Origin of the sequence: Paenibacillus sp. HB172176 (genome assembly GCF_011947265.1) — a bacterium.
Lineage (GTDB): Bacteria > Bacillota > Bacilli > Paenibacillales > Paenibacillaceae > Pristimantibacillus.
Genome location: NZ_JAATHD010000024.1, coordinates 1 through 24,143 on the forward strand (window position 1 = coordinate 1; position 24,143 = coordinate 24,143).

Here is a 24,143-nt window from a genome sequence, read left to right on the forward strand (position 1 = left end):
AGATAATCGCTTGTTATCTTTAATATTCGCCATCAGAGATGTGATTTCCTTCGTTTTTCTAGCTTTTTATTTAAGTTGCTTCACGGATTAAGGTTTTTGCAAATGCTTGGAGATTTCTTTGTAGACACTATCCCCTTTGCTCAGGGGCCAGGTGGCTCGAGGGCGCAGGTGTCTCAGGAGGTGAAGTAGTGAGTATGATGAATCCAAATTACGCATCACTATTATGGAAGTACTCAAGTATGACGGTGATGGATCACAATCGGTTATCACGGCTATAAAAGAGTCGAATATCTCCGCGAAGCCCACATATGCTACACTCTGCTCAAATAAATGGAATGGAGGCATGCTTATGGACATGATTACCCTGGCGCATCGTTTTAGAACCTTCGCGAGCAGAGAATGCCGAGGATCAAGCGAGCTCTATGAGAGATTGTCACTGCAAACTGCTGAGGATGAGGAATTGCTCGCCATTGCCGCGCATAGCAGAGCGTGGCAGCCCGCGCTAATCTATTCCTCGGCGCTGCTCATTATCTCTTGCTTCGCGGTGCGCAGCATCCTATGCGGAGCTTCTATGCGAGTCTCGAGGAGCATCCCCAAGATCCAGCGGGCTCTTTTTCAAGCTTCAGGGACTTCTGTCTCCTTCACAGAAACGAGATGATACATCTGCTCGAAACGAGGCTTGTGCAAACGAACGAGGTGCGGCGCTGTGCTTATCTTTATCCTGCCTTTTGCTATATTTATGGGCTGGCCGAATTGCCGCTCGCGCTAATTGAGATTGGCACAAGCGCAGGCTTGCAGCTGCTATGGGATCAATATGCTTATTCCTATGAAGGGATGCCGGGCAGATATGGTGAGGGGGAGTCGGAGCTATTGTTGTCCTCTGAGCCGAGGGGAGATGTTATTCCATTCCTGCTTGAGAACAGTCCTCCTGTAGCTTCAAGAACCGGGGTTGATCTTCATGTGAACGATTTGTCAGATCCCGAGGATTTGCTATGGATGAAGGCGCTTATCTGGCCGGAGCATCGGGAACGGATGGCGAACTTCGAGAAAACGGCTGATCTTATGCAGATAAATGCTAAGGATGCGGAGAATGTGAATGCGAAGAATGCAGAGACTGTGGATTATCTGAAATATGCGAAGAGTACGAAGTATGCGGTGGAACTGGTTGAAGGCGACGGCATTCGCATATTGGACAGCCTGGCTGCGGATACTCCGTCAAGGAGCGCTCTATGCATCTTCCATACGCATGTCGCCAATCAGTTTTCGGAGGAGGATAAAGAGCTGCTCCTCGCATGCATCCGCAGAATCGGGCAAGAGCGCGACGTCTTTCATCTCTACAATAATATGAGGGATGCCAAGCTTCATCTGGATTATGTGGTGGACGGCGTCGCCAGCAGCCTGACTCTTGCGGAGACCGATGGTCACGGCAGATGGTTCCGCTGGGAGGGTGCCCCTTGAGCCGAACCTCTTAGTAGCTCTTCCACTGGCGGCGGTATTGCAAAGGACTGATGCCCTCCGCAGCGCGAAAGGAGCGGCTGAATTGACTCTGCTCGCCAAAGCCGATCCGCAGCGAAATATCCTTTAACGAGAGCGAGGTGTTCAGCAGCAGCTCTTTGGCGAGTTGAAGCCGGCAGCGGCGAAGATATTCCATCGGAGGCATGCCAAGCGATTGATTGAACAGATGCGATAAGTGACCGGGACTAAGATGCGCCTTGCGGGCCAGACTGTCCAAATCCGGACTCAAATGCACGGATTCTCGAATATAGCGGCAAATATCGGCTACACGAGGATCGATCTGTCGTGGATACTCCGCCAATTGCGGTTGAAGCAGCCCCATGACGCTGGACAACCAGAGGGTCAGCAGCCCCTTCATGCTCAAATAGGCGCAAGAAAAAGCAGCGCTCTCGAGTGGATGAGGGAAATGGGGAAGGTGGGGTCGATCCTTCGCATCCTCCGCGATTTGTTCAAAACGTTCGAGCAGTTGCTCCCACAGCAGCATGAGCGGTTGGAGCTCAGGGTTGCCCGCGTGAAAGCTGAGCCGAGGGAAGGCGAATAGATCGCAGAGATCAACCGAATCCAGAACGGCGCTGTAGCCCAAGGAATAATAGTGGAAATCCGAATCATTCGGCCGTCCCGGGAGCAAGCGGTATTTGGTGCCGGGCGTGAAGAACAACAAATGTCCTCTCTTTAGATCAAGCTCGTTGTCGTCGGTTTCAATCGTTCGTTCCCCGCTCACGATTAACCAGCAGACCGTGAAGGGATTCGTTACAGGACCGAATACGAACTCAGGCTGCTTCAACATATCTCTTGCCCAAAATATCCGCTGTTGCAGACGATCCATGGCTATTCCATGCTGAAGAACATACATAGGGAGTCCTCCTTGTAACGGAATGGGGGGCTGTCATGTTCAGTATACCTGAAAAAATGTCAAAAACATATGAATGGTTACAATGTCTTGCGAAGACCGCCAATGGTACTCTTAAATAGACTGTAATTGCGGGAGGGACAATGATGAACCATACTCAGAGTAAAAATCCTAATATCGTTTTCATTCTAGCAGATGATCAAGGGCCGTGGGCCTTGGGGGCCGGAGGCAATCACGAGATTCTGACGCCTAATCTGGACCGAATCGCCGCGGAGGGCATGCGCTTCAGCAGCTTCTTCTGCGTGTCGCCGGTTTGTTCGCCGGCGCGGGCATCCTTGTTGACGGGCAGAATTCCGTCTCAGCACGGCATTCATGATTGGATCAGGGCCGGCAATGGCGGCGCCTCGGGGCAGGAGCATACAGTGGACTATTTGCAAGGACAGCGGGCTTATACGGAAGAATTGGCCGAACACGGATACAACTGCGGCCTTAGCGGCAAATGGCATCTGGGAGACAGCTATACGCCGCAGAAGGGCTTCACCCACTGGTATGTGCATGAGAAAGGCGGCAGCTCGTACTACAACGCACCCATGATACGAGATGGAAAGCTGGAGATCGAGCCCCGCTATGTGACGGAGGCGATTACGGATGATGCGCTGCGCTTCATCGACAGCCATGCGGGCGAAGACGCTCCCTTCTATTTGAGCGTGCACTATACGGCGCCCCATAGCCCATGGATTGACAATCATCCGAAGGCGTTTACGGATTTATACGAAGATTGCACGTTCGAGACCTGTCCGCAGGAGCCGCTTCATCCCAATTTCCTGGTAAGCTCGGTGGGAAAGGGGACGGTTGAGCGAACGAGGGAATGCCTGATCGGCTATTTCGCCGCTGTGACGGCCATGGATCATCATATCGGACGGATTCTGGACCGGTTGGAGCAGCATGGCATTCGCGAAGAGACGTTAGTCGTCTTCACGAGCGACAACGGCTTTAACTGCGGCCATCACGGCATATGGGGCAAGGGCAATGGAACCTTTCCGCAAAATATGTATGACACATCCGTGAAGGTGCCCTTCCTGGCCAGTCATCCCGGCCGGATTCCGGCAGGCTCCGTGTGCGATGAAATGGTAAGCGGATACGACTTCATGCCGACGCTGCTCGAATATGCAGGCATTCCATACACGCATGACAGCAAGCTTCCGGGCCGATCCTTCGCGGGTCTGCTGCTTGGAGAGGCCGCCGAAGCGTCAGCATTAGAGGAATGCGTTGTTGTGTATGACGAATACGGCCCCGTAAGAATGGCGCGCACGAAGGAATGGAAGTATGTCCACCGTTATCCCTACGGTCCGCATGAGCTGTACAATATGGCGAACGATCCGGAGGAACGGAAGAACTTGATCGACAACCCGGTGTATAAAACGCAAGCGGAACAAATGAAAGACCGGCTTGAGAATTGGTTCGTTCGCTATGTAGACCCGGCCATGGACGGCATCCATGAGCCCGTTACGGGCAAAGGACAATTGGATCTTGCCGGACCTGCAGGCCGCGGAAAGAAAGCATTTGCCGATTTGGAATAAACGCGGTAAGTTGAGAGAATATCCAATTATAGTTAATGCTTTTGCTGGGCGTTGGGAGAGGCTATAATGATAGGATGAAAGAGCAAATTACAGAAGGTGGATGGCTGTATGTTGCCTTATAATCCGATTCCCGACGACCGCGATAATGTTAACGAAAATCATTCGGACGGCGCCTCTCCTAAAAAAGAAGCCGACGTGCCTTATCAGGTTGATGTTCAAGAAATGTTCGCGTTCATTGCGGCTCATTCGCAGAATATTATCACTTGCTTCACGCCCGACGGCAAATTCATGTACATCTCTCCTTCGGTTAAGGCTCTCCTTGGCTATGAGCCTGAAGAAGTGATCGGGAAGCATACAACAGACTTTAATCATCCCGAGGATCAGAAAAGGCTGCATGAGCATCGCATAGCCTTGTCGAAGGATCAGAATACGGTGCGCTTCACCGCCCGCGTGCGGCATAAGAACGGAGAATATCGCTGGTACGAAACAACGGTCGAATATATTCGGGACGTGGATGGCAAGCTGTTGCAGTCAATCGGTGTCGGACGGGATATTACCATTCGCAAGCAAGCGGAGGAAACGATCGCGCATCTTGCTTATCATGACCCGCTGACAGATTTGCCAAATCGCAGATTGTTCATCGAGCGGGCCAAAACGCATCTTAACGATACTCACAATGGACTGAGTGGGTTGATGCTCCTCGATTTGGACGGATTCAAAGCCGTCAATGACAGCTATGGCCATGAAACCGGCGATCGGCTTCTTAAGGAGGCGGCTGGGCGATTGGCTGCGGCTGCAGGCGATCAAGGCTTCGCTGCCCGCTGGGGCGGGGATGAATTCACGGTTCTTCTGACGGATATAGCGAATAAGGAGGCCTTGTTTTTTTTCACCGAAAGAATCAAGCAGGCTGTCGCCGAGCCGATGATGATAGACGGTCATTGCTTCAAGGTAACCGCGAGCATGGGCCTTTCCTTTTTCCCTGAGGACGGCTATACGGTAGAAGCGCTGATTAAGCATGCTGACGCGGAGATGTATCGCGCCAAGGGGAAAGAAAAGCTGAGGAAGACCGCTGAGCTGCGTTTTGATGAAAATTGAGGAAGCCTTACCGGCTATTGATGCATAATGACCATTTCTCGTAATAGGCAATGGTCACTTGAATTCATAGAATGTTTCAATTAAAATGTAGTCAATATATGGAATATAATATAGGCGAACGCGGAGTGCCTTGGTGAAAATCCTGTCTCTTAAGCTGTGCGCCTTGGTAAAGCGTTTGATCCTTGATCAGATGCTTTTTTTGTTGCAGAGAAACACATCTGAAATATCCGGCAACCTTTATTATAAAATGCAGGCTGGGCGGTGAAGCGGGATAGCTATGAAAGTATTGTTGTTCGATCTCGATGATACGCTGCTCTATTTCCATGAGTATTGGAAAGATAGTATGCTAGAGACGTTCAGACGGCATCACTTAACGAGAGAATTTCAAAAGGCTGAGTTGTTCTCGGCCTTGTGGGAGCATAACCAAAAATATGAAGCCGGAAATGGCACGATCCATCGGCTTTCTCAGTTGAAGGAATTGCTGCATACAAGGTCGAATGAGCAGTGATATAAGAAAACCAGAAGTGAGGACTGTCTATGAATCCAATTGGTTATGGCAGGACAGCGGATATTTTCGCATTCGAGAATAGCAGGGTTGTCAAATTGTATAAAGCCGGTTTTCCGCTTGATGCTATTCATGAGGAATATACGGCCAGTCAGCTCGTTTTCGCGTTAGGCATTAACATCCCGGAGCCTTATGAGATGATATCTCGAGAAGGGCGCACGGGCATTGTTTTTCAAAAAGTTGATGGAGAAACGCTGCTTTCTGTCATGAAGAAGGAGCATTCCCGAATGGAAGAGCATGCGGCTGCCATGGCGGAGCTCCATTACTCGGTGCACCGGCATAAGGCTGGGGGCTTGCCTCCTCATCGTCATCAAAAGCTTGCTTTAAAAAGAAATATTGAAGCGGCCAGTCAGCTAACATCTGAAGAGAAAACGTATATTATCGATGGCTTGGAAGCCTTGCCAACGGGCGATCAATTATGTCATGGAGACTTCCATCCCGATAATATAATTGTAGGCAGTGAGAACTGGATGATTGATTGGATGACTGCGATGATTGGACATCCAAATGGTGATGCAGCAAGGACACTCTTGTTGATGCGTTTTGGGACGATGCCGGAAGGAACGCCTAACCATGTCGTAGAGCAGTTCAGCAGGCTTCGAACGCAACTTGCGAATGATTACTTGAAGAGCTATATGGAGCTCTCGAACCAAACTATGGAAGATATTGAAAATTGGCTGCTGCCTGTCGCTGCTGCAAGATTGGCGGATTGGTTGCCTGGCGAGGAACGGATTCAATTGGTTGCAGAGATACGACGGAGGTTAGAGTGATAGATGCATGATCACACTGCAGAAGGAGTCGGGAGATGAAATTAATAGGAATCTTTTTGTTGAGCGTGGCAATCGTGTATGTCATTGTCGCTCTTGGTGTCTATGGCATTATAATTGGAGGCGGATTGGTTCTAGCCATCCTGATGAGAGGCTTGTATCTCTTATACGATATCCGCGAGAGATTAGAACGAACGGAACGTCGGGCTGCTATGCAACGAAATTATGATTAAGATGCGAGAGTGAGGTCGACTGTATGAAAAACACCATCTACATCATCTCTGGCCCTGCCGGTGCGGGAAAATCGACAACTTCGAAGCAAATTGCGACGAGACTGGGCAAGAGCGCGTACATAGAAGGAGATCTTATCGATCATATGGTTATCGGCGGACATGAGAAGCCGTGGCTGAGCCAGTATCACACGGATTTGATCTGGAGGAATATCGAAGCGTTAACGAAAAATTTCATTAAGGAAAAGCATGATGTTATTATTGATTATGTGGCGTTTCCGTGGAATGCCAGGCGAATAAGCGAAGCGTTTGCGAATGCGGATATTGTTGTGAAATATGCCGTTCTGATCGTGGAGGAGGCAGAGCTTCTGCGAAGAGACGCCGAGCGGAAGCCCGAGCATCAGATGGGCCCTCGCTCTGTTGCGGGTTTGCATGAGATTCTGGAGTCGAAGCCCGGTGAGAGGCATGTTTTGAACACGACAAGCATGGATGTCGAGACGGTTATCCATGAGATTATGACGAATGAGCGATTTGTCGTTTGAAGTTAACATGAGCTGAGCCGAGCATGAAGCCAGATTAATCGGAGAGCAGTGAACTGCGGCTGTCGGACCAATGCAGTAGATAGATGCCTCTGCTGTAACGGACATTTTCGCTCCTTAGAAGCTGATTTTTGCCAGTTTGGAGCGCTAACGGACATTTTCGGCTCCTAGCCTAGTGAAATAGCTGATTTCAACCTCGAATAGGTCGCTAAGGCGACAAAATGTCCGTTAGAATCGTGAAGAGTCGAGAATCGCTGTTTAAAGGGCGGAAATGTCCGTTACAGCGTGCGCATGTTGCGAGCAAAACTGCGAGCAAAACTGCGAACAAAACTGCGAACAAAACTGCGAACAAAACTGCGAGAAAAACATTGCGGGGCAATATTCAGGTGGATCAGACAGCTGTCATGCCTTGGGTGAGTATGTGCAAAAAATGTGGAGGAGGCTGACTATGAGCGTTCTAGCGAGATTTCGAGATATAATGGCGAGCAACGTGAACGTCTTGCTGGACAAGGCGAAGGATCCGGAGAAGGAAATGGACGAGTATATGCGCAGCTTGAATCTGAATCTTGGAGCGGTGAAAGCGGAGACGGCCTCGGTCGAGGCGGAGGAGAGCAGAGCGAAGCGGGCGTGGGAGGAGTGCAAAGCGGAAATTAGCAAGCTGCAGCGTTACGCCGAGAAATCGGTGGAGGCAGGCGATGAGGAGAAGGCTCGCAGCTTCCTCGAGATGAAGGCGAAGGAAGCGGAATGTGAACAGCAGCTTCAGGCGAAGTATCATGCGGCCGCTGCGAATGCGGCGCGCATGAAGCATATGCAGGACAAGCTTATCGCGGATATGACGCAATTGGAGTCGCGCCGCACGATTCTGCAAGCGAAGCTGGCGGCGGCGAAGGCGCAGCAGAAGGTGAACGAAGGCGGCTCGCCGCTCGGCTCGGACAGCTCGATCTTCGATGCAATGGAGGAAAAGGCGAATCGGGCCTATGATGAGGCGATGGCGCTTGCTGAGCTTCGGCAGCAGACGGATATCGACGCCTTGTTCGAGAACAGGGAGAGAGTTCCGAACGCCGACAAGGATTTGGCTGCAATCAAAGAGAAGCTGCAGAGGAATGAGTAGAAGAGCATCGTGCTGCACAGCTACTGCTAATGAGGTGAACACATGACGGTAATCGAGTACAAATGTCCCAGCTGCGGCAGCAATCAGGTGTTCGACAGCGAGACGGGCAAGCTGACCTGTCAGGGCTGCGGGAGAACAGATGATGTAGAAAATGCGCCGGACCCGCTGAAGAACACGGTTTTCGAAGAGAATGAGGGTCATGAATATCATTGCACGAGCTGCGGCGCCGTCATTATGACGGAAGCGGAGACGACGGCCACGAGCTGCAGCTTCTGCGGCTCTCCGGTGGTGCTGGGCGACCGGCTGACGGGCAAGCTTGCTCCCGCCCTTGTCATTCCGTTCTCGGTCAGCAAGGAAGAGGCGATGAAGGCGTTCCGCAAGTGGTGCCGGAACGGTCGCTTGACGCCGAACGGCTTCATGACGGCAGATCGGGTGAAGAGCATCACCGGCATGTATGTGCCGTTCTGGCTGTATGATTTGCATAATCATATTGAAGTGCAGGCAAGAGGCACGAAGGTTAGAATGTATACAAGGGGCGGCTATCGGTATACGGAAACGAGTCATTATGATATTTATCGAGAGATACAGCTGCAATACGCCAAGGTTCCGATCGATGCCGCCGAGAAAATGAACGACGAGCTGATGGATAAGCTGGAGCCGTATCCCTACGAGCAGTTGAAGAGCTTCAAGACGCCTTATCTCGCGGGCTTCATAGCAGAGAAATACAGCTACAACGACGAGCAGCTGTTCCCTCGGGCGAAGGAGAAGATCAGCGATTATATCGACGCCTACATTAAGTCGACCATACCGGGCTACGCTACTGTGAATTACACAAACAAGCAGATTCAAACCAGCTCCAGCAAGCGAGATTATGCGCTCCTTCCCGTTTGGGTTCTGCATTATGATTACAATAAACTCGAGTATACCTTCGCCATGAACGGCCAGACGGGCAAGGTGGTCGGCAAGCCGCCCATCAGCAAAGCCAAGGTATCTGCCTGGTTCGGCGGCCTCTTCTGCGGAACCTTCCTGGCCATGAAGCTGTTGTCTTGGATCGTGGGAGGTGTGTTATAGTGATTTTGTGCAAAAATAGAAGCGATCAAGGCTCAAGAAGCTCGCAGCGCATTCTTCTGATCCTCCTCTTCCTTGTTGCGGCAGCGGCGCTTCTTCCTCTGCTCGCGTCAACAGCGCAGGCCGCCTCCGCGGAAGAGAAGACTCTCATCTATGACGATGCGGGCTTGCTGAATCAGACTGAGATTGACGAGCTCCAGACAATGGCTGCGAAGTATGGGGAGAAACGGAAGACCGATATCCTGATTGTCACGACTCGCAACGAAGGGGACGCGGATGTACAGCTGATGACGGAGGATTTCTACGACGAGCATGCTCCAGGCTATGACAAGCCGCACGGCAATGCCGTCATTCTAATGGTGGATATGAACAATCGCGAGGTATATCTCGCCGGCTTCTACAAGGGAGAGGAATATCTCGATGATGGCAGGCTGGACAAAATTAGGAATAAAATGACGCCCGCTATGACAAGCGGTGATTACGCGAGCGCCTTCAAAACCTACGTAAAAACGGCTTACCGTTATATGGGCGTACGCCCAAGCGTGAATCCAGACAATATTCTGTTCAAGCTATGGTTCCAGATTGTCGTGGCGATTGCGCTTGCGTGGATCGTAGTCGGGGGTATGGCTTACCGTTCCGGCGGGCGTGTCACGGTTCATCGCAAAACCTATGAGGAATCCGGCTCCTCCGGCGTGCTGAAGCAGAGAGATCAATTTCTTCATACGACGGTAACGAAGCAGAAGATACAGACCAATTCCGGCGGAGGCGGCGGTGGCGGAGGCGGAGGAGGCGGCGGCCGAACAGGCGGCGGTCATTCGCATAGCGGAAGCAGAGGATCATTTTGAGAGGGAAAGGGATGGTTAAGCTATGATGTTCTTCAAGGATCAATTCGCGAATGTGGTGGAGTGGGAAGAATTCCGGGATGATATGATCTTCTGGAAGTGGAGCAACAGGGAAATCAAGAAGGGAAGCAAGCTCGTGCTGCGTCCGGGACAGGACGCCATATTCGTCAATAACGGCAAGATCGAGGGAATCTTCCAGGACGATGGAGAGTACAATGTGGATTCGCAGATTATTCCTTTCTTGTCTACGCTTAAGGGCTTCAAGTTCGGCTTCAACAGCGGGATGCGGGTGGAAGTGCTGTTCGTGAATACGAAGGAGTTTACTGTGCGATGGGGAACGCAGAATCCGATTCTGATTCCTACGCCGGAGCTGCCAGGAGGTATGCCCATTCGCGCCAACGGCACCTTCGTCTTCAAGGTGAAGGATTATGTAGCGCTTATCGACCGGATAGCGGGAGTGAAGGCGAGTTATCTGGTTGAGGATGTGAAGCTTCGAATCACCTCGGTTCTGGATCAGCTTCTGATGAAATGGATTAGCCGCGAAGGCAAGGATATGTTCAATCTGCAGGCGAACGCTCATGATATCGCGCGAGGCATTCGAGAGGATCTGGATATGGAGCTGCTGGACGACGGTATGACGATTACCGATTTCCGTGTCATGAGCTTCAATTATCCGAAGGAAATTCAGGATATGATTACGAAGAACGCCTCGCATAGCATGATCGGCAATCTGCAGCGTTATCAGCAGGTGAGCATGACGGACGGAATCGCCTCGGGCAAGGTGAAGGGCGGCGGCGCCGCCTCGGATATGGCGGGCATGATGATGGGCATGAACATCGCGAAGGACATGATGAAGAGTATGGACGGGGATCGGTTGCAGGATTCCAGGGTTGACGCTGACCGGGTGGATGCCGGATCATCCGGAGCGAGGGCGCAGACTTCAAGCAACGGGACTAAGCCGAACTTTTGCCCCAACTGCGGGACCAAGAACGAAGGTGCCAACTTCTGCCCGAACTGCGGACAGAAGCTGGGCTAGCCGACAAAATGGAGAGAGTGCCTGTTGGGCGCTCTTTCTGTTCTTTGCAGGGCGGCGCGAGTATTTAGAACCAAGGAGAAGCAAAGAATGAACAGTCACAATCGGGAGAAATATGCGCTGGAAGAGGCGGCGCTGCAATTATTTTTGGATCTGTACCATGCCAATCACTCGAGCCGCTATACTTGTGTAGAACGCAGGGAGAGTCCGGATTTCGTTCTGCGGGATGACAAGGGAGAGTCGGTCGGGGCAGAGGTGGCTCATTTATTCTACAATGCGGAGGAAGCAAGAATGCTGCTCGGCCGTTCGACGAAGAAGTATCTTGCCCTGCAGAAGATTGAGGATTTAATTAACGTGTTGAATGAATTGATGCGGCATAAGGAAGCGAAGAGGGAGAAGTACGAGTCCTCTTACCCGAATATACTGCTGATTCGCAACACTTCGCCGATATGGGGAATTTCAGATGTTCTCAGAATGAAAGGTTTCATACAACCGACGGCAGCCTTCGAGAGGATCTGGTTTATCTCGCGGGACGGCAGCTATAAGCAATGGGTCATGAAAAATTTGCTTGATCTGTAGCAGGGTTAAGCATAGTCATGTGAAAACTCCGGAGAAGAGGGAAGCTATGGAGCATTTCATCATTACGGGTACATCAAGAGGAATTGGCGGGCAGACGGCAAGACTCCTTCTGGAGAAGGGTCATCATGTGCACGGCATTGCTCGCGGGAATGCTGAAGAGCTGGAGGCTTTTCCCCATTACGCCCATTATCACTGCGACTTAAGCGATAGCTCGGGTCTTCGCAGCTTAATGAGGGGAATTCTTCAAACGATAGACAGGCAGCAGGCAACCATGCTTTGTCTTGTTCTGAATGCCGCGATGCTGGAGCCGCTGCGCTTCATTGAGCATTGCGGCGATGAAGAGCTGCAACGGCATGTGCATACGAGCTTGCTTGCTCCGATGATTCTCACCTCCAGCTTTGCGGAGCTGACAGAAGGATTCCCAATGCGTCGCAAGCTTATATATTTATCCTCGGGCTCAGGTCGTTATGCTGCCCCTGGAATGAGCGCTTACTGTACAGCCAAGGCCGGGATTAATATGTTCGCAAGCTGCGTCTCCCTTGAACAATCGAAGCGAGATCAAGGAATAGAGATTGTAGTGGTTGACCCCGGCATGGCTGAGACCGCTATGCAGGCCTCAGCAAGAGAGAAAGACAAGGACGCGTTCCCGATGGCCGCTTATTTCCAAGAGGCGCATTCCGAAGGACAATTGCAATCGGCGGAGGCAGTTGGGGCGTATTTGGTTCAAGTCATTGCTTACAGGCATGAGTCTGGAGCGTTCTTACAATTTCCGAATATAGAAGGAGCTGAGCGGCTTGGAGGAGAGATTTGACGCGTTCGACGAAGCGGGCAATCTCATCGGGATAGTAACGCGGCAGGAGGCGCACCGGCTTGGCGTTTGGCATCGCACCTTTCATTGCTGGGTGCTGCATCGCTCCGTCGATGGGGATTTCCTGGTGCTGCAGAGACGTCATCGCTCCAAGGATACCTATCCGAACAAGCTGGATATTAGCTGTGCCGGACATTTGGAAGCGGGGGAGGAGCCCTCGGACGGCGTTCGTGAGCTGGAGGAGGAGCTTGGACTCACTGTTCCATTTGAGGAATTGCTTGAAGTCGGCAAGTATCGGAACTCTGATGTGAACGATGCGTTCATAGACAATGAATTCTTCCATATATATCTGCTTGTGAGCGGCAATGCGTCTCTAGCTGATTATCGTCCTGCTGCCATGGAATTAAGCGGGCTGTATCTCATCGGCGTGCAGGATATGATGGAGCTATGCCGCAGAGAGCGAGATGAGGCGGTTGTTCACGGTTATGAGATGGATGATGACGGAGGCAAGAAGGAACGAAGTCTCGGCATCGGCAGGAAGGATATGAAGCTGTTCGACATCTCCTACTATGAGTTGTTATTCGCGAGATTACAATCAGTTTTGGAATAATGTACGGCAGAGAAACATGAAAGGGAGGACTCTCCATGCATTGGCGCAAAATAGCACTTACGGCAGCCGTTATCATCCTGCTCCTCGCAGTGGCTGCGTATTTCCGCTACCGAGTAACTGAAAATCAAGTCACGGTCTTTCAAATGTCAGGCTTCGGTAAAACGGTGCCAGGCTCCGAGCATATCATTAAAGACAAGGACGCAGTCAAAGCGTTCACCTATGGGGTTCGATTTGCCGACAAGCAGCCCGGAGAAGTGGACATCGCAGCTCCTCCCTATCAATTCAAGCTTGGGGAGAACTCTTATTATTTATGGGTCAGCGAGCGCTATGGACTCGGCACTCTGATGAAGCTGCCGAATACGGGGACGACTTATAGAATTGGAACGTCCAGGGCGAAGGAGCTGCTCGACATTTTGGAAGAGGTTTACGGTGAAGAGAGCGACAATGAGGTGATGTAATGCAAATTAGAGCGTTTTGCAAGGCGGATATTGACGAGATTGTTTCTCTGTTCTACGATACGGTACACACGATTAATAGAGGAGATTATTCAAAGGAACAGGTGGAAGCGTGGGAGCGAGAAGAGGATCGGGCGAACAGGAGGGAAGCATGGCTGGATTCCCTGCAGCGGAATCTTGCTTATGTCGCCGAACGGGACGGCATCATCACAGGCTTCTCCGACATGACGACTAAGGGATATTTGGACCGCATGTTTGTTCACAAGGACTTTCAAGGAAGAGGTATCGCGACGGCGCTGCTGCGCAAGCTGGAAGAAGAAGCGGCAAGACTCGAATTAACTTCCATGTTCGCCGATGTCAGCCTCACGGCAAGACCGTTCTTCGAGCGCCATGGCTTCAATGTCATGCAGGCCCGGGTGGTAGAGCGCGGCGGCGTAGCTTTGAACAATTTCAGGATGGAGAAGGCGCTGAGGGGAGTGCGTTCATAAGCCTATGGACGAGTTGAAGGAGATTTCGGAGCATGTGCATGCCCGCTTCGGGATGACGGTTCGGGGAGTGAAGGCGATCGATAAGGGCTGGCTCAAAGTGGCAGGCAGACGGCTGATGATCAGCTTGTGTCGGACTTGAAACCATTTCGCTTTCCCGTTCGTCTGGAAGGAATAAGGGGACGTGAAAAAATGGAGGGAGGGATTGGTGATGGCGATTACGGATTGTTTTTTTCGAAACAGGGTTGAAGGTGATTCCCGCTTAGGCTGTCAAATCTATTTGCCTGATCCCTTTGACACAGAGAAGGCCTATCCTATGATCCTGTTTCTTCACGGCGTTAAGAAACGGGGAGACGATATTCGCTTGCTGGATCATTACGGCATCATGAAGCATGCGGCTGCGAACCCTGCATTTCCATTCATAGCCGTCGCGCCGCAATGTCCATTAACGAAAAGTTGGACAGATATGAAAACGGAGATCATCCAGCTCTGCAATGAGATGAACACACGATTCGGCGTAGATCAGAAGAGAATTTACCTCGTTGGCTTTAGCATGGGGGGCAATGGCGTATGGGAGCTTGCTTTCTCGGAACCCGAATTATTTGCCGCCGCGGTTCCGATTGCGGGCTGGTACGAGAGCAGGGCCGCCAAGCATATATCGATTCCTGTATGGGCTTTTCACGGGGAAGAGGATGATGTCATTCCGATGGAACAATCAATCCAGATGGTTAATGCCATGAAGAAAGCAGGTCGCGAGGTTCAATTCACGACCTATCCCGGCATGAAGCATGAACATGAAGTCATGGACCGCACCTTTGCGAATCCGGCGTTGTATGAGTGGCTGCTGAGCAAGCGGAATTAACGGAAAGCTGGAGAGATGAAGATGGTCGGTATAGCTGCATTGCTTGTGCTCGGGTCAGGCTTTCTGCATGCGGTATGGAATTTGTATACGAAGCGGAGCTTGGATAAGAATGCGTTTTTATGGTTTTGCCAACTGATTGCTATAGTCGTTTTTCTGCCTTGGGCGGTTATGGAGTGGGATACTAATGGTTTGACGATATGGGGGAGCGGCCTCATTCTTGTTTCCATGCTGCTGCACGGCGTATATATGCTCTTGCTTGCCGCAGCTTATTCGGTCGGCGACCTGTCGCAGGTGTATCCGATTATGCGAGGGACAAGTCCAATTCTGATTCCGTTTATTGGAGTCTTCCTTCTGGATGAACACTTGAGCTTATGGGGTTGGTGCGGAGTCTGTGCCATCCTAATTGGAATTTTATTGCTGAGCAGACCGAGTGGGAAAGGGAAGGCCCTCTCTGTCAAAGCTCCTTTCTTGGCGCTAATGGTAGGCTTGTGCATTACGAGTTACATTGTAATCGATAAGCTGGCCTTGGAATATGTTCCCGCGGTGGTTCTGAACGAAGCTACGAATGTGGGGAATGTGCTGGCTTTGTCATGGGCGGCATTCCGTTCTGGCGGTATGCGGCAAGAGCTGCGATTGAACTGGAAAATCATGCTTCTCGGAGGCGTCTTGGCACCGGGAGGCTATTTGCTGTTCCTCTATGCGTTGTCGCTCGCGCCAGTCGCTCAGCTTGCTCCCATGCGCGAAATTGGGACGGTGTTCGGCACGATTATGGGCGTGTTGATCTTGCGTGAACAGCAAGGGAGAAGGAGGCTGACAGCCTCCGTTCTCATTACCGCAGGCGTGATTATCCTGGGATTGTGGTAGTCTCTTTCGTCCAATGGCCGAGTATGGCTTCAGACTCCATCACTTGGCCGAAGTAGTTGCTGATGTTGCTGAGTGTCATGGCATGCGCTTCCGCCGATGAGCCTGCGCAGCCGTCGCTAGCGAGCGTAACATTGTAATCCAGCATGAATCCGTCGCGAGCTGTCGATTCAACGCATACGTTCGTCAAAACGCCTGTCAGCACGATTGATTTTCGGTTAAGAGAGCGGAGGGTGAGATCGAGATTGGTTCCGATAAAAGCGCTGTAACGATGCTTCTCGATCAGGTGATCTCCAGGCTGGGGCTGAAGTTTGTACATTTCCGTTCCCCAGCTGCCCTTCTCGACAATCCCCGCCGGAGAACCGCCTTCATGCTTCAGTTTCCAGGCATCGGAGGTTGTTCCGGCATCCAGTGTCATCATGACGTACAGGACTGGTATCTGAAGTGTTCTTGCTTGCTCGACAAGCTTGGCTATTGGCTCAACGCATGCTTGGAATGCTTTAATATCGACCATACCCGCGCGTCCACAAGCCCCATCCTCGTGACAAAAGTCGTTTTGCATATCAATGACAATTAACGCTGCTTCCTCCGGGTTTAAGCCTTTCATAATCATCCCTCCACTATTGTTTATGTTATGAATAATAACATGTAATTGACGAAACTAGGATATAGTACTTTTCTATAGCTATATTTTCTCATTTTCTTCCTTTTTTTCATAGTTTGCGTTAGGTAAGTTTACATAATTCATTGTTATCTGGCAGGCAGTGATGATAGAATGAGAGAAAGAAAGGCGGGGATGGGCATGGATCTGGAGGGGCTTCGTTCGTTCGTTATGATTGCGAAGGAGAAGAGCATTTCGAAGGCGGCTCAGATCCTTCATGTCACGCAACCAACACTCAGCGCCAGAATTCGCAAGCTGGAAGAAGGCATGGGCGTTAAATTGCTCGAGCGAAATTGGGAAGGGGTCAAGGTGACGGAGCAAGGCCATTATTTTCTGTATTACGCGCTTCAGATGGTCAGCCAATTGAACAATGCATCGGCTATGCTGAATAAATCCGACATGAAGAAGTTCGAACAGTCGTTGGAGGAAGTGACGCGAATGGATCGGTTGGTTATTGGTCTCGATACAGGCTTGTCGGGGGTGTTCATGAACCCGCTTGCGTCTGAGCTTCGGAAAATGCGTCCTGATTTGAAATGCAAATATGTCTCGCGACCGTCCATCATGCTTGTTGATCTGATTGATTACGGCGTTATTGATATAGGTCTCTTCTATGACGTGGTGGATTGCAGCCATTTGCGGCATGTGCATGTGATGGATGATGAGTGGGTGCTTCTGTGTTCGGAGGAGCATTATGGAAATGTTGGCGAAGGGGCGGATTTCATTGATTTGCTCAAGAATGAAATGTTCGTGCTGTTCGAGAATCCTGTCGCGACTTATGTGACTGTATGGGAAATTCTGCTGGGGTTGTTCGGTTCAATTCCGAATAAATTTCAAATCGTGGACAGCTGCGATATGATGCTTGGCGTTGTGGCGAATGGACAGGGATACACCTTCGTTCCGAGATGCTACATCCCACAGCTGTACCTGGACGGATTTCCGATACGCGCCATTCCCTACGGGGAAACATTGCCGAAATTGCCCATTTTGATGGCTTATTCGAAATCGCTGCAGCTCGATGTACCGATCGAACAATTGACGAAGAATCTGGCTTGTGCAATCTCATCTTGACGGGATAATATAGGATTGGTTTGGTCCATTGATATAGAGGAAAACGAAAAGAGGAAGCCCTCTTCGCGCGGCTCATGCGAGGAGGGCTTTTTGTCTGGCTGTTGAGAGCGGTCAGTCAATCGATTTCCATAGGGGGAGTATCGGCGGCTCAATGCCTGCTACATTAATAGCATACAGTCCGCTGAGCGCCGTGAGCATCGGCAAGACAGTGCCGGAGAATGCTTGCAGCTTCTCCTCGCTAAGCGGAGCGCCGTAGATTACTTGCAGCAACTGCGTATTCTTATCAGTCATTTGGTTGTTATTCATGAAAGGGACCTCCTTATGTGGATAAAATGCCATTCCTGTGATTCGCACCTAGAGAACGGGATGCTGCTTATGCCATTCTGTGCTGAGCTCATAAGCGTGGCCTATGCCCAGCACTTCATCCTCGGCGAACGGCTTGCCGATAATTTGCATGCTGATCGGCATGTTGTTGGAATCGAAGCCGCAAGGCAAGGCTAGACTCGGCAAACCGGTGACATTCGTTGGCATCGTCAGCTCGGCGAGTCTCATGCCGACGGCTGCATTCGTAATGAGCGGCGCCGTAATGGGGAGGGTTGGCGTAACCAGGACATCGACGGATTCGAAAGCGTCCAGGAATTCTCTTTGAAGCAGCTTGCGCGCGCGCTGCGCTTGCAGATACTGTACGGCGGAAGACAGACGGCCGGCTTCGATCATCCCGAGCACATCCGGACCGTACAGCTCGGGATGCTTGCGGTACCACTCGTCGTGGATGGAGGCGACTTCTCCGAGACAGATCCCCATCGAGATCGCATGGACGTCCTTCAACAAAGGAATGTTCACTTCAATGATCTCGGCGCCAAGCCGACGCAAGTCGTCAAGCGCCTTCTTGAGAGCAGAGTCGATCTCACCGTCGATATTGTCGTAATAGTACGGGGTTGGAACGCCGATTTTTACGCCCTTTAAGTCTAGACGAAGCTTGCCAGTGAAGTCTGGCACAGGAATATTAACCGAAGCCTCGTCCTTCGGATCATAGCCGGCCATGGCCTGCAGGCATAATGCCGCATCTTTAACGGTTCGAGTCAAGGGGCCGCCGTGGTCGAGAGACCACGCCAGCGGGAAAATGCCATGACGGCTTACGCGTCCGTAAGTCGGCTTCATCCCGACGATGCCGCAAGCGGCGGCGGGGATGCGGATGGAGCCGCCCGTATCGGTGCCCGTGCCCATGAAGGCAAGGCCGGCCGCTACGGCGGAGCCGGAGCCTCCGCTCGAGCCGCCCGGTGATTTCTCCAGGTCCCATGGATTGTGGCATGGTTTGAAATGAGGGCTGTTCGTCATCGCTCCGGCGGCAAATTCATGTGTCTGGACTTTGCCGAGCATGATGGTACCGGCATCGGATAATTGCGACACGGCAGTCGCGTCATAATCCGGGATGTGATTCTCGAGAATTTTGGAGCAAACGGTTGTCCGAACGCCCTTGGTATAATAAATATCCTTGTGGACGATGGGGATGCCGTGAAGCGCGCCTCGATAACGGCCGTTCATGATATCTTGCTCGGCCTGCCTGGCTTGCGCCAAGGCGGTTTCATTCGTAATTGTGATGAAGGCGTTCAGCTTGGGGTTCAGTTGTTCGATTCGATTCAGCGCATCCATAGTCAGCTCGACCGGGGAAAGCTGGCGGGACTTCAGTAGCTCGGCGACCTCATCAATCGTGGCAAATGCGAATTCCTGATTCAAGGTGGACATGTTCTTACCTCTCTTTCATGAATATAGGATGAATTGCGGTAAAGGCGGATGACATGATTGCTGCTCGCCATTTCCTGAATAAAACCGAACGAATTCTGATGGGCGGTTATTCATTGTTAAGAAATATAACACTAATTGAACTGAATTCAAGGGAATGAAGGTATAGAATGTTTCGATATCCTTAAATTCAAAATTTATGTTAGGATATGTGACATATAAGCTCCGGGCAGAGTCGCAAACCTTCGGGATTGCGATCATCAGGGGCATGAGCCTGAAATTTGCAGAGGGAGGGATTGTGATGGAGAAGCTGCTGGAGATCGAAGAATTGGTAACATCATTCTCGACGAAGAAGGGAATGGTCGATGCGGTAAGGAGCGTCAATCTGCAAGTGAGGAAGGGGAAGACGCTCGTCATTCTTGGCGAATCGGGATCCGGCAAAAGCGTGATGCTCAAGTCCATCTTGCGATTAACGCCGCAAGGTTCGCGATTATCCGGCGAAATCCGCTTCAAAGGAGAGAACCTGCTCCAGTATTCCGCGAAAGCGATGGAGCAGATTCGAGGGAATCGGATCGCGATGATTTTCCAGGACGCCTTATCGGCTCTGGATCCCTTGTATCGAGTAGGTTCGCAGCTCAAAGAAACGATCATGGCGCATCAGAAGGTCAGCAAGCGCGAAGCCATGGATAGAGTTGTCGAATTATTCAGAAAAGTTGGCATTCCATCTCCCCAAGAGCGTATCCGATCGTTTCCCCATGAGATGAGCGGGGGAATGAGACAACGTGCGGTAATCGCGATGGCGCTGGGCTGCAATCCCGAGCTGCTGCTTGCGGATGAGCCGACCACTGCGCTGGATGTGACCATACAAGCGCAGATTCTGCGGTTGTTCAAGGATCTGCAAGCGGAATTCGGCATGTCGATCGTGCTTGTCACTCACGATATCGGAGTGGCGGCGGAGATGGCTGATGATATTGCCGTTATGTATGCGGGCAAGATCGTTGAATACGGACGGGCGGAGGAAGTGCTCGCTAAGCCTTCCCATCCATATACCGCCGGCCTGATCGCGGCTACGCCGCAGAGCAAGATGAAGGGAAGATTGACCACCATCCCCGGTCAGCCGCCGCTTATCGCGAACATGCCTTCGGGATGCGCATTCGCTCAGCGTTGCTCCTCGGCAGAGGAGCGCTGCGGAGAGAGTCAACCGGAATTCGTACGTACAGGAGCATCGCAGCATGCGGCTTGCTGCCTGCTGAACAAGCAGGAACGAATCGCGCAATAGAAAGAGAAACATCATAGCAATCATAATTGGAGGGGTCAGGATGATACGATACTCGAAACCGCTAAAGCTGAAATTGTTCCTTCTTATGTTCGTCTGCATCGCTCTAGTAGCCAGCGCTTGTCAGAACAAGAATGGAGGTGCGGCCGCTTCAGGCGGAAACGACACGCTCATTATCGGTATGTCGGCGGCCAATATTCCAGTGCCGGATACGATGCCGACGGAAGGTTATGAAGGGATGCGGTTCGTCGGCTTTCAAATTTATGACGCTCTGGTCAAGTGGGATTTAACGCAGGGGGAGAAGCCTGCGGAGCTGGCTCCGGGCCTTGCGGAATCCTGGGAGCATTCCGAATCCGATCCGAATTTGTGGACCTTCCATCTTCGTCAAGGCGTCAGCTTCCATGACGGAACGCCGTTCAATGCGGATGCGGTCGTCTTCGCCCTGGATCGCATCATGAAGCCGGATTCCGAATATTACAACGCGCAGATGGCGGGATCGACAGGCAGCTCGCTCCGGTATATTGCCGAATATGCCAAGGTTGACGATTATACGCTGACGATGACGACCACCGAGCCGTACAGCTTCCTGCTCTACGATCTCGCCAGTGTTTTGATTGCCAGTCCGGAAGCCATTAAGAGCGGCGGAGATACGTACACGAATCACCCGGTCGGAACCGGACCGTTCAAATTCGTCAGCCAGAAGCTCGGCCAAGAGATGGTCATGGAGAAGAATGAGGATTACTGGGGCAATGTCCCCCAGCTCGGCAAGATCGTTCTGCGGCCAATCAGCGATCCTTCGGCGCGACTTGCGGCGCTGCAATCCGGAGAGGTCAATTGGGTGGAGATTCCTCCCACTGAATCGATTGAGCTTCTGAAGAAGGACGGCTATCAGGTTCTGACGAATCCTTATCCGCACATCTGGCCTTATGTGCTCAATACATCGAGCGGACCTTGGAGCAACAAGCTGGTTCGTCAGGCGGCCAACTATGCGATCGACAGGGAAGGCATGAGCAATGATTTGCTTAGCGGCGCCGCGATTCCTTCCACGCAGCTGATGTATGAAAGGCATGTCTGGTATAACGACGAAGCCGAGCCGTACTCTTACGATCCGGAGAAAGCGAAGCAACTGCTGGCGGAAGCGGGATATCCGGACGGCTTCTCCACAACATTCATGGTGCCGACAAGCGGCTCGGGCAACATGTGGCCGATTCAGATGAATGAATATGTGCAGAAGAACCTGAAGGCGGTAGGCATTGACGTGAAGCTGGAGTCCATTGAATGGCAGTCGCTGCTTACCCAGTATCTGCAAGGCTTCCCGACCGACAAGGAGCTTGGGGCGATCAATATTTCCCTGCCGACGATTGCGCCGAATACGTTCACGAATTTCTTCTCGAAGGCAGCCCAATTCCCGAATGGCATTAATATTGGCGGTTATTCGAACCCTGAGCTAGACGCGCTGCTGTCCAAGGCGAGCGCAAGCTTCGACCAGGCGGAGCAGGATCAATTGCTGAAAGAGGCTTCGGCCATTATTGCGGATGACGCGCCTTGGCTGTTCGTTGTTCATGATCTCAACCTTCGAGCGCTTTCACCTTCCATTAAAGGGTTTGTTCAACCGCAATCCTGGTTCGCGGATCTAACGACCATATCCATCGAATAAGAGGAGGCTGGCGCGGATGATATCCTTTATAGGCAAACGACTAATTTTATTTATCCCCACGCTTCTCGGAGTTTCGTTAATCGTATTCCTCATGCTGCAGATGGTGCCGGGCGACCCGGTCAACTCGATCGTGTCTTCCGACGCGACCGAGGAGGAGCGCGCGTTGGTCGCTCATGAGCTAGGACTTGATAAGCCCATTTACTTGCAGTTTGTATATTGGCTGGGTCATATGCTGCAGGGAGATATGGGCAATTCCATTATCAAAAGGCTGCCCGTTAGCGATTTGCTGCTCCCCGCCGTGTGGAACACGATGATTCTGGCCCTTGCTTCAGCGGCTGTTTCATTCGGATTGGGTCTCTTGATCGGCGTATACAGCGCCTATCGCCCGAAGTCCGTTATTGCTTCCCTCTTCAATGTCTCCAGTCTTGCCGGAATCGGGATGCCGAACTTCTGGGTCGCGCTAATTCTCATCGGCATCTTCTCGGTTAGTCTAGGCTGGCTCCCTTCATCGGGGATGACGGGAGTGGGAGGAGGAGGGCCGCTGGATTTGCTGAAGCATCTTATCTTGCCTACCTTGGCGGCTTCCTTGACGACGCTCGGCGTAATGACGCGAATGGTGCGCAGCACGATTTCCGGTTTGCTTCAGCAGGATTTCGTGTTTGCCCTTCAAGCGAAAGGCGCCGGGTCCGGCTCGATTCTCCGCCATGTACTGAAGAATGGCATGCCGACCATCCTGACGGTTGCCGGATTGCAGTTCGGCTATTTGATCGGCGGGTCGGTGTTGGTCGAGACGGTGTTCGCTTGGCCCGGCATCGGGCAACTGATCTACCAGGCAATCGGCCAGAGAGATTTCCCGATCGTACAGTCGGGCGTGCTTGTTGTGGCGATCACCTTTGTCCTGATTAATCTGATTGTCGATGCCTTGCATGCCCTGCTCGATCCCCGAGTCAGACATTCTTGAGAGGAGTGGCCTTATGGAATCCAATGTTCAAGCGATGAAGGAGCCCGTCGTCTGGGCCGGGAAGTCGAAGGAACCGTCCAGAACGGCAGAGCTTTGGAACGCCTTTCTTCGGAGGAAAACGGCTGTCGCGGCTTCTGTCATTCTGCTGATTATCGTGCTGAGCTGTCTCGCGGCTCCGCTGCTCACAGCGTATGATCCCTATGAAGGGGAGGTGAGCGAACGGCTGCTGCCTATCGGCTCGCCAAGCCACTTGCTTGGCACGGACGAGCAAGGGCGCGATTTGTTGTCACGCATTTTGTATGGCGGCCGGTACAGCCTTTTGTCCGGAATCGCTCCGATTCTCATGGCCGTCGTTATCGGCGGCGGACTCGGGATTATTGCGGGATATTTTAAAGGCATTCTGAATACGGTCATTATGCGTTCGCTCGATATTGTCTATTCGTTCCCGGCGATTCTGCTCGCCATCGGCATTTCCGCTTCCCTAGGACCGGGCATGAGCAACATTATCATCTCGGCAACGATTGTCTTCATTCCGCCGATTGCCAGAATCGCGGAGACGGCGGTGAAGGAAGTCGGCAAGGAGGAATATATTGAAGCCGCGGTATCCAGCGGCGCAAGCTCCGGGTTGATCATCCGCTTCCATATTATCAAGAACATCTTCAATCGCTTATTCGTGTACAGCACGACGCAGATCGGCATTTGTCTGATTCTGGCCTCGGGTCTTAGCTTTCTTGGTCTGGGCGTTGCGCCTCCGACGCCGGAATGGGGCTTTATGCTGAACAACCTGAAGCAGGTAATCTTCATTGATCCAATCGTGACGATCGTGCCCGGTTTATTCATCTTTCTGACCTCTCTATCAATGAATGTGTTTTCCGACGCGCTATCGGATGTGCTGGACAGCAAAGGATAAGGGGGGATACAC

The 24,143-nt window shown here is 51.8% G+C and carries 27 protein-coding genes and 1 pseudogene; 24 read left to right on the top strand and 4 right to left on the bottom strand.

The window, feature by feature from the left end; genetic code table 11:
• Positions 1-349: 349 nt before the first annotated feature.
• A pseudogene (locus HFP08_RS23215) lies at positions 350-1,458 on the top strand (DUF2332 domain-containing protein).
• 10 nt (positions 1,459-1,468) lie between these two features.
• Here the strand turns inward: HFP08_RS23215 and HFP08_RS23220 are convergent.
• Complete coding sequence (locus HFP08_RS23220) at positions 1,469-2,368, bottom strand: AraC family transcriptional regulator (RefSeq protein WP_168123016.1); 900 nt, start codon at positions 2,366-2,368, stop codon at positions 1,469-1,471.
• Between the two features lie 140 nt (positions 2,369-2,508).
• Between HFP08_RS23220 and HFP08_RS23225 the strand changes: the two genes are divergently transcribed.
• From HFP08_RS23225 to HFP08_RS23305, 18 genes are all read left to right on the top strand, one after another.
• Positions 2,509-3,945, top strand: coding sequence for a sulfatase family protein (locus tag HFP08_RS23225; RefSeq protein WP_206109309.1), 1,437 nt, complete (start codon positions 2,509-2,511; stop codon positions 3,943-3,945).
• Positions 3,946-4,053: 108 nt separating this feature from the next.
• Positions 4,054-5,040: a sensor domain-containing protein gene (locus HFP08_RS23230; RefSeq protein ID WP_168123017.1), complete on the top strand. Its 987-nt coding sequence runs from the start codon at positions 4,054-4,056 to the stop codon at positions 5,038-5,040.
• Between the two features lie 277 nt (positions 5,041-5,317).
• Positions 5,318-5,548 carry a hypothetical protein gene (locus HFP08_RS23235; RefSeq protein ID WP_168123018.1) on the top strand — a complete coding sequence of 77 codons (231 nt, stop codon included), beginning with the start codon at positions 5,318-5,320 and terminating at the stop codon, positions 5,546-5,548.
• A 29-nt stretch (positions 5,549-5,577) separates the two neighbouring features.
• Entirely contained in the window at positions 5,578-6,375 is a 798-nt protein-coding gene (locus tag HFP08_RS23240) for a phosphotransferase family protein (RefSeq protein WP_168123019.1), read from the top strand.
• A 35-nt stretch (positions 6,376-6,410) separates the two neighbouring features.
• Positions 6,411-6,605, top strand: a complete 195-nt coding sequence (locus HFP08_RS23245; protein ID WP_168123020.1) for a hypothetical protein — start codon at positions 6,411-6,413, stop codon at positions 6,603-6,605.
• A 23-nt stretch (positions 6,606-6,628) separates the two neighbouring features.
• Positions 6,629-7,144 (top strand): AAA family ATPase, encoded by a 516-nt coding sequence (locus tag HFP08_RS23250; RefSeq protein WP_168123021.1) that lies wholly within the window; start codon positions 6,629-6,631, stop codon positions 7,142-7,144.
• A 445-nt stretch (positions 7,145-7,589) separates the two neighbouring features.
• On the top strand, positions 7,590-8,252 hold the full coding sequence (locus HFP08_RS23255; protein ID WP_168123022.1) for a PspA/IM30 family protein: 663 nt from the start codon (positions 7,590-7,592) through the stop codon (positions 8,250-8,252).
• 42 nt (positions 8,253-8,294) lie between these two features.
• Complete coding sequence (locus HFP08_RS23260) at positions 8,295-9,323, top strand: TFIIB-type zinc ribbon-containing protein (protein ID WP_168123023.1); 1,029 nt, start codon at positions 8,295-8,297, stop codon at positions 9,321-9,323.
• The gene (locus tag HFP08_RS23265; protein WP_481856600.1) at positions 9,323-10,165 is read left to right on the top strand and encodes a TPM domain-containing protein; all 843 of its coding nucleotides are present in this window, start codon (positions 9,323-9,325) and stop codon (positions 10,163-10,165) included. Before HFP08_RS23260 ends, HFP08_RS23265 begins: the two co-directional genes overlap by 1 nt.
• A gap of 22 nt (positions 10,166-10,187) precedes the next feature.
• A complete protein-coding gene (locus tag HFP08_RS23270; RefSeq protein ID WP_168123024.1) occupies positions 10,188-11,198 on the top strand; it encodes an SPFH domain-containing protein in 1,011 nt (336 codons plus the stop codon).
• Between the two features lie 87 nt (positions 11,199-11,285).
• Positions 11,286-11,774 carry a hypothetical protein gene (locus HFP08_RS23275; protein ID WP_168123025.1) on the top strand — a complete coding sequence of 163 codons (489 nt, stop codon included), beginning with the start codon at positions 11,286-11,288 and terminating at the stop codon, positions 11,772-11,774.
• 46 nt (positions 11,775-11,820) lie between these two features.
• Positions 11,821-12,585 (top strand): SDR family NAD(P)-dependent oxidoreductase, encoded by a 765-nt coding sequence (locus HFP08_RS23280; protein ID WP_168123026.1) that lies wholly within the window; start codon positions 11,821-11,823, stop codon positions 12,583-12,585.
• The gene (locus tag HFP08_RS23285) at positions 12,569-13,192 is read left to right on the top strand and encodes an NUDIX hydrolase (RefSeq protein ID WP_168123027.1); all 624 of its coding nucleotides are present in this window, start codon (positions 12,569-12,571) and stop codon (positions 13,190-13,192) included. Before HFP08_RS23280 ends, HFP08_RS23285 begins: the two co-directional genes overlap by 17 nt.
• Positions 13,193-13,227: 35 nt before the next feature.
• Complete coding sequence (locus tag HFP08_RS23290; protein WP_168123028.1) at positions 13,228-13,650, top strand: YhfM domain-containing protein; 423 nt, start codon at positions 13,228-13,230, stop codon at positions 13,648-13,650.
• Positions 13,650-14,135, top strand: a complete 486-nt coding sequence (locus HFP08_RS23295; protein ID WP_168123029.1) for a GNAT family N-acetyltransferase — start codon at positions 13,650-13,652, stop codon at positions 14,133-14,135. Before HFP08_RS23290 ends, HFP08_RS23295 begins: the two co-directional genes overlap by 1 nt.
• A gap of 4 nt (positions 14,136-14,139) precedes the next feature.
• Positions 14,140-14,274 carry a hypothetical protein gene (locus HFP08_RS29545; protein ID WP_277345882.1) on the top strand — a complete coding sequence of 45 codons (135 nt, stop codon included), beginning with the start codon at positions 14,140-14,142 and terminating at the stop codon, positions 14,272-14,274.
• 69 nt (positions 14,275-14,343) lie between these two features.
• Positions 14,344-14,994, top strand: a complete 651-nt coding sequence (locus HFP08_RS23300; RefSeq protein ID WP_168123030.1) for a carboxylesterase family protein — start codon at positions 14,344-14,346, stop codon at positions 14,992-14,994.
• Between the two features lie 21 nt (positions 14,995-15,015).
• A complete protein-coding gene (locus HFP08_RS23305) occupies positions 15,016-15,858 on the top strand; it encodes a DMT family transporter (RefSeq protein ID WP_168123031.1) in 843 nt (280 codons plus the stop codon).
• Here the strand turns inward: HFP08_RS23305 and HFP08_RS23310 are convergent.
• The gene (locus tag HFP08_RS23310) at positions 15,839-16,462 is read right to left on the bottom strand and encodes a cysteine hydrolase family protein (RefSeq protein ID WP_168123032.1); all 624 of its coding nucleotides are present in this window, start codon (positions 16,460-16,462) and stop codon (positions 15,839-15,841) included. The genes HFP08_RS23305 and HFP08_RS23310 overlap by 20 nt on opposite strands.
• Positions 16,463-16,630: 168 nt before the next feature.
• Here HFP08_RS23310 and HFP08_RS23315 point away from each other — a divergent pair, with 168 nt between their 5' ends.
• Positions 16,631-17,584: a LysR family transcriptional regulator gene (locus HFP08_RS23315; RefSeq protein WP_168123033.1), complete on the top strand. Its 954-nt coding sequence runs from the start codon at positions 16,631-16,633 to the stop codon at positions 17,582-17,584.
• A gap of 111 nt (positions 17,585-17,695) precedes the next feature.
• Here the strand turns inward: HFP08_RS23315 and HFP08_RS23320 are convergent, their stop codons facing one another.
• Entirely contained in the window at positions 17,696-17,890 is a 195-nt protein-coding gene (locus HFP08_RS23320; RefSeq protein ID WP_168123034.1) for a hypothetical protein, read from the bottom strand.
• 48 nt (positions 17,891-17,938) lie between these two features.
• Positions 17,939-19,330: an amidase gene (locus tag HFP08_RS23325; RefSeq protein ID WP_168123035.1), complete on the bottom strand. Its 1,392-nt coding sequence runs from the start codon at positions 19,328-19,330 to the stop codon at positions 17,939-17,941.
• A 298-nt stretch (positions 19,331-19,628) separates the two neighbouring features.
• Between HFP08_RS23325 and HFP08_RS23330 the strand changes: the two genes are divergently transcribed.
• The 4 genes from HFP08_RS23330 to HFP08_RS23345 are packed head-to-tail and all read left to right on the top strand — an operon-like array spanning position 19,629 to position 24,131.
• Positions 19,629-20,606, top strand: coding sequence for an ABC transporter ATP-binding protein (locus tag HFP08_RS23330; RefSeq protein WP_168123036.1), 978 nt, complete (start codon positions 19,629-19,631; stop codon positions 20,604-20,606).
• A 40-nt stretch (positions 20,607-20,646) separates the two neighbouring features.
• The gene (locus tag HFP08_RS23335; protein ID WP_168123037.1) at positions 20,647-22,260 is read left to right on the top strand and encodes an ABC transporter substrate-binding protein; all 1,614 of its coding nucleotides are present in this window, start codon (positions 20,647-20,649) and stop codon (positions 22,258-22,260) included.
• A gap of 16 nt (positions 22,261-22,276) precedes the next feature.
• Positions 22,277-23,221 (top strand): ABC transporter permease, encoded by a 945-nt coding sequence (locus tag HFP08_RS23340; protein WP_168123038.1) that lies wholly within the window; start codon positions 22,277-22,279, stop codon positions 23,219-23,221.
• Between the two features lie 13 nt (positions 23,222-23,234).
• Complete coding sequence (locus HFP08_RS23345; protein WP_168123039.1) at positions 23,235-24,131, top strand: ABC transporter permease; 897 nt, start codon at positions 23,235-23,237, stop codon at positions 24,129-24,131.
• Positions 24,132-24,143: the final 12 nt, after the last annotated feature.

Excerpts from the sequence above, each read along its gene's own strand:
- HFP08_RS23220 (WP_168123016.1), bottom strand. The coding sequence starts at position 2,368 with ATGTATGTTCTTCAGCATGGAATAGCCATGGATCGTCTGCAACAGCGG.
- HFP08_RS23225 (WP_206109309.1), top strand. The coding sequence starts at position 2,509 with ATGATGAACCATACTCAGAGTAAAAATCCTAATATCGTTTTCATTCTA.
- HFP08_RS23230 (WP_168123017.1), top strand. The coding sequence starts at position 4,054 with ATGTTGCCTTATAATCCGATTCCCGACGACCGCGATAATGTTAACGAA.
- HFP08_RS23235 (WP_168123018.1), top strand. The coding sequence starts at position 5,318 with ATGAAAGTATTGTTGTTCGATCTCGATGATACGCTGCTCTATTTCCAT.
- HFP08_RS23240 (WP_168123019.1), top strand. The coding sequence starts at position 5,578 with ATGAATCCAATTGGTTATGGCAGGACAGCGGATATTTTCGCATTCGAG.
- HFP08_RS23245 (WP_168123020.1), top strand. The coding sequence starts at position 6,411 with ATGAAATTAATAGGAATCTTTTTGTTGAGCGTGGCAATCGTGTATGTC.
- HFP08_RS23250 (WP_168123021.1), top strand. The coding sequence starts at position 6,629 with ATGAAAAACACCATCTACATCATCTCTGGCCCTGCCGGTGCGGGAAAA.
- HFP08_RS23255 (WP_168123022.1), top strand. The coding sequence starts at position 7,590 with ATGAGCGTTCTAGCGAGATTTCGAGATATAATGGCGAGCAACGTGAAC.
- HFP08_RS23260 (WP_168123023.1), top strand. The coding sequence starts at position 8,295 with ATGACGGTAATCGAGTACAAATGTCCCAGCTGCGGCAGCAATCAGGTG.
- HFP08_RS23270 (WP_168123024.1), top strand. The coding sequence starts at position 10,188 with ATGATGTTCTTCAAGGATCAATTCGCGAATGTGGTGGAGTGGGAAGAA.
- HFP08_RS23275 (WP_168123025.1), top strand. The coding sequence starts at position 11,286 with ATGAACAGTCACAATCGGGAGAAATATGCGCTGGAAGAGGCGGCGCTG.
- HFP08_RS23280 (WP_168123026.1), top strand. The coding sequence starts at position 11,821 with ATGGAGCATTTCATCATTACGGGTACATCAAGAGGAATTGGCGGGCAG.
- HFP08_RS23290 (WP_168123028.1), top strand. The coding sequence starts at position 13,228 with ATGCATTGGCGCAAAATAGCACTTACGGCAGCCGTTATCATCCTGCTC.
- HFP08_RS23295 (WP_168123029.1), top strand. The coding sequence starts at position 13,650 with ATGCAAATTAGAGCGTTTTGCAAGGCGGATATTGACGAGATTGTTTCT.
- HFP08_RS29545 (WP_277345882.1), top strand. The coding sequence starts at position 14,140 with ATGGACGAGTTGAAGGAGATTTCGGAGCATGTGCATGCCCGCTTCGGG.
- HFP08_RS23300 (WP_168123030.1), top strand. The coding sequence starts at position 14,344 with ATGGCGATTACGGATTGTTTTTTTCGAAACAGGGTTGAAGGTGATTCC.
- HFP08_RS23305 (WP_168123031.1), top strand. The coding sequence starts at position 15,016 with ATGGTCGGTATAGCTGCATTGCTTGTGCTCGGGTCAGGCTTTCTGCAT.
- HFP08_RS23310 (WP_168123032.1), bottom strand. The coding sequence starts at position 16,462 with ATGAAAGGCTTAAACCCGGAGGAAGCAGCGTTAATTGTCATTGATATG.
- HFP08_RS23315 (WP_168123033.1), top strand. The coding sequence starts at position 16,631 with ATGAGAGAAAGAAAGGCGGGGATGGGCATGGATCTGGAGGGGCTTCGT.
- HFP08_RS23320 (WP_168123034.1), bottom strand. The coding sequence starts at position 17,890 with ATGAATAACAACCAAATGACTGATAAGAATACGCAGTTGCTGCAAGTA.
- HFP08_RS23325 (WP_168123035.1), bottom strand. The coding sequence starts at position 19,330 with ATGTCCACCTTGAATCAGGAATTCGCATTTGCCACGATTGATGAGGTC.
- HFP08_RS23330 (WP_168123036.1), top strand. The coding sequence starts at position 19,629 with ATGGAGAAGCTGCTGGAGATCGAAGAATTGGTAACATCATTCTCGACG.
- HFP08_RS23335 (WP_168123037.1), top strand. The coding sequence starts at position 20,647 with ATGATACGATACTCGAAACCGCTAAAGCTGAAATTGTTCCTTCTTATG.
- HFP08_RS23340 (WP_168123038.1), top strand. The coding sequence starts at position 22,277 with ATGATATCCTTTATAGGCAAACGACTAATTTTATTTATCCCCACGCTT.
- HFP08_RS23345 (WP_168123039.1), top strand. The coding sequence starts at position 23,235 with ATGGAATCCAATGTTCAAGCGATGAAGGAGCCCGTCGTCTGGGCCGGG.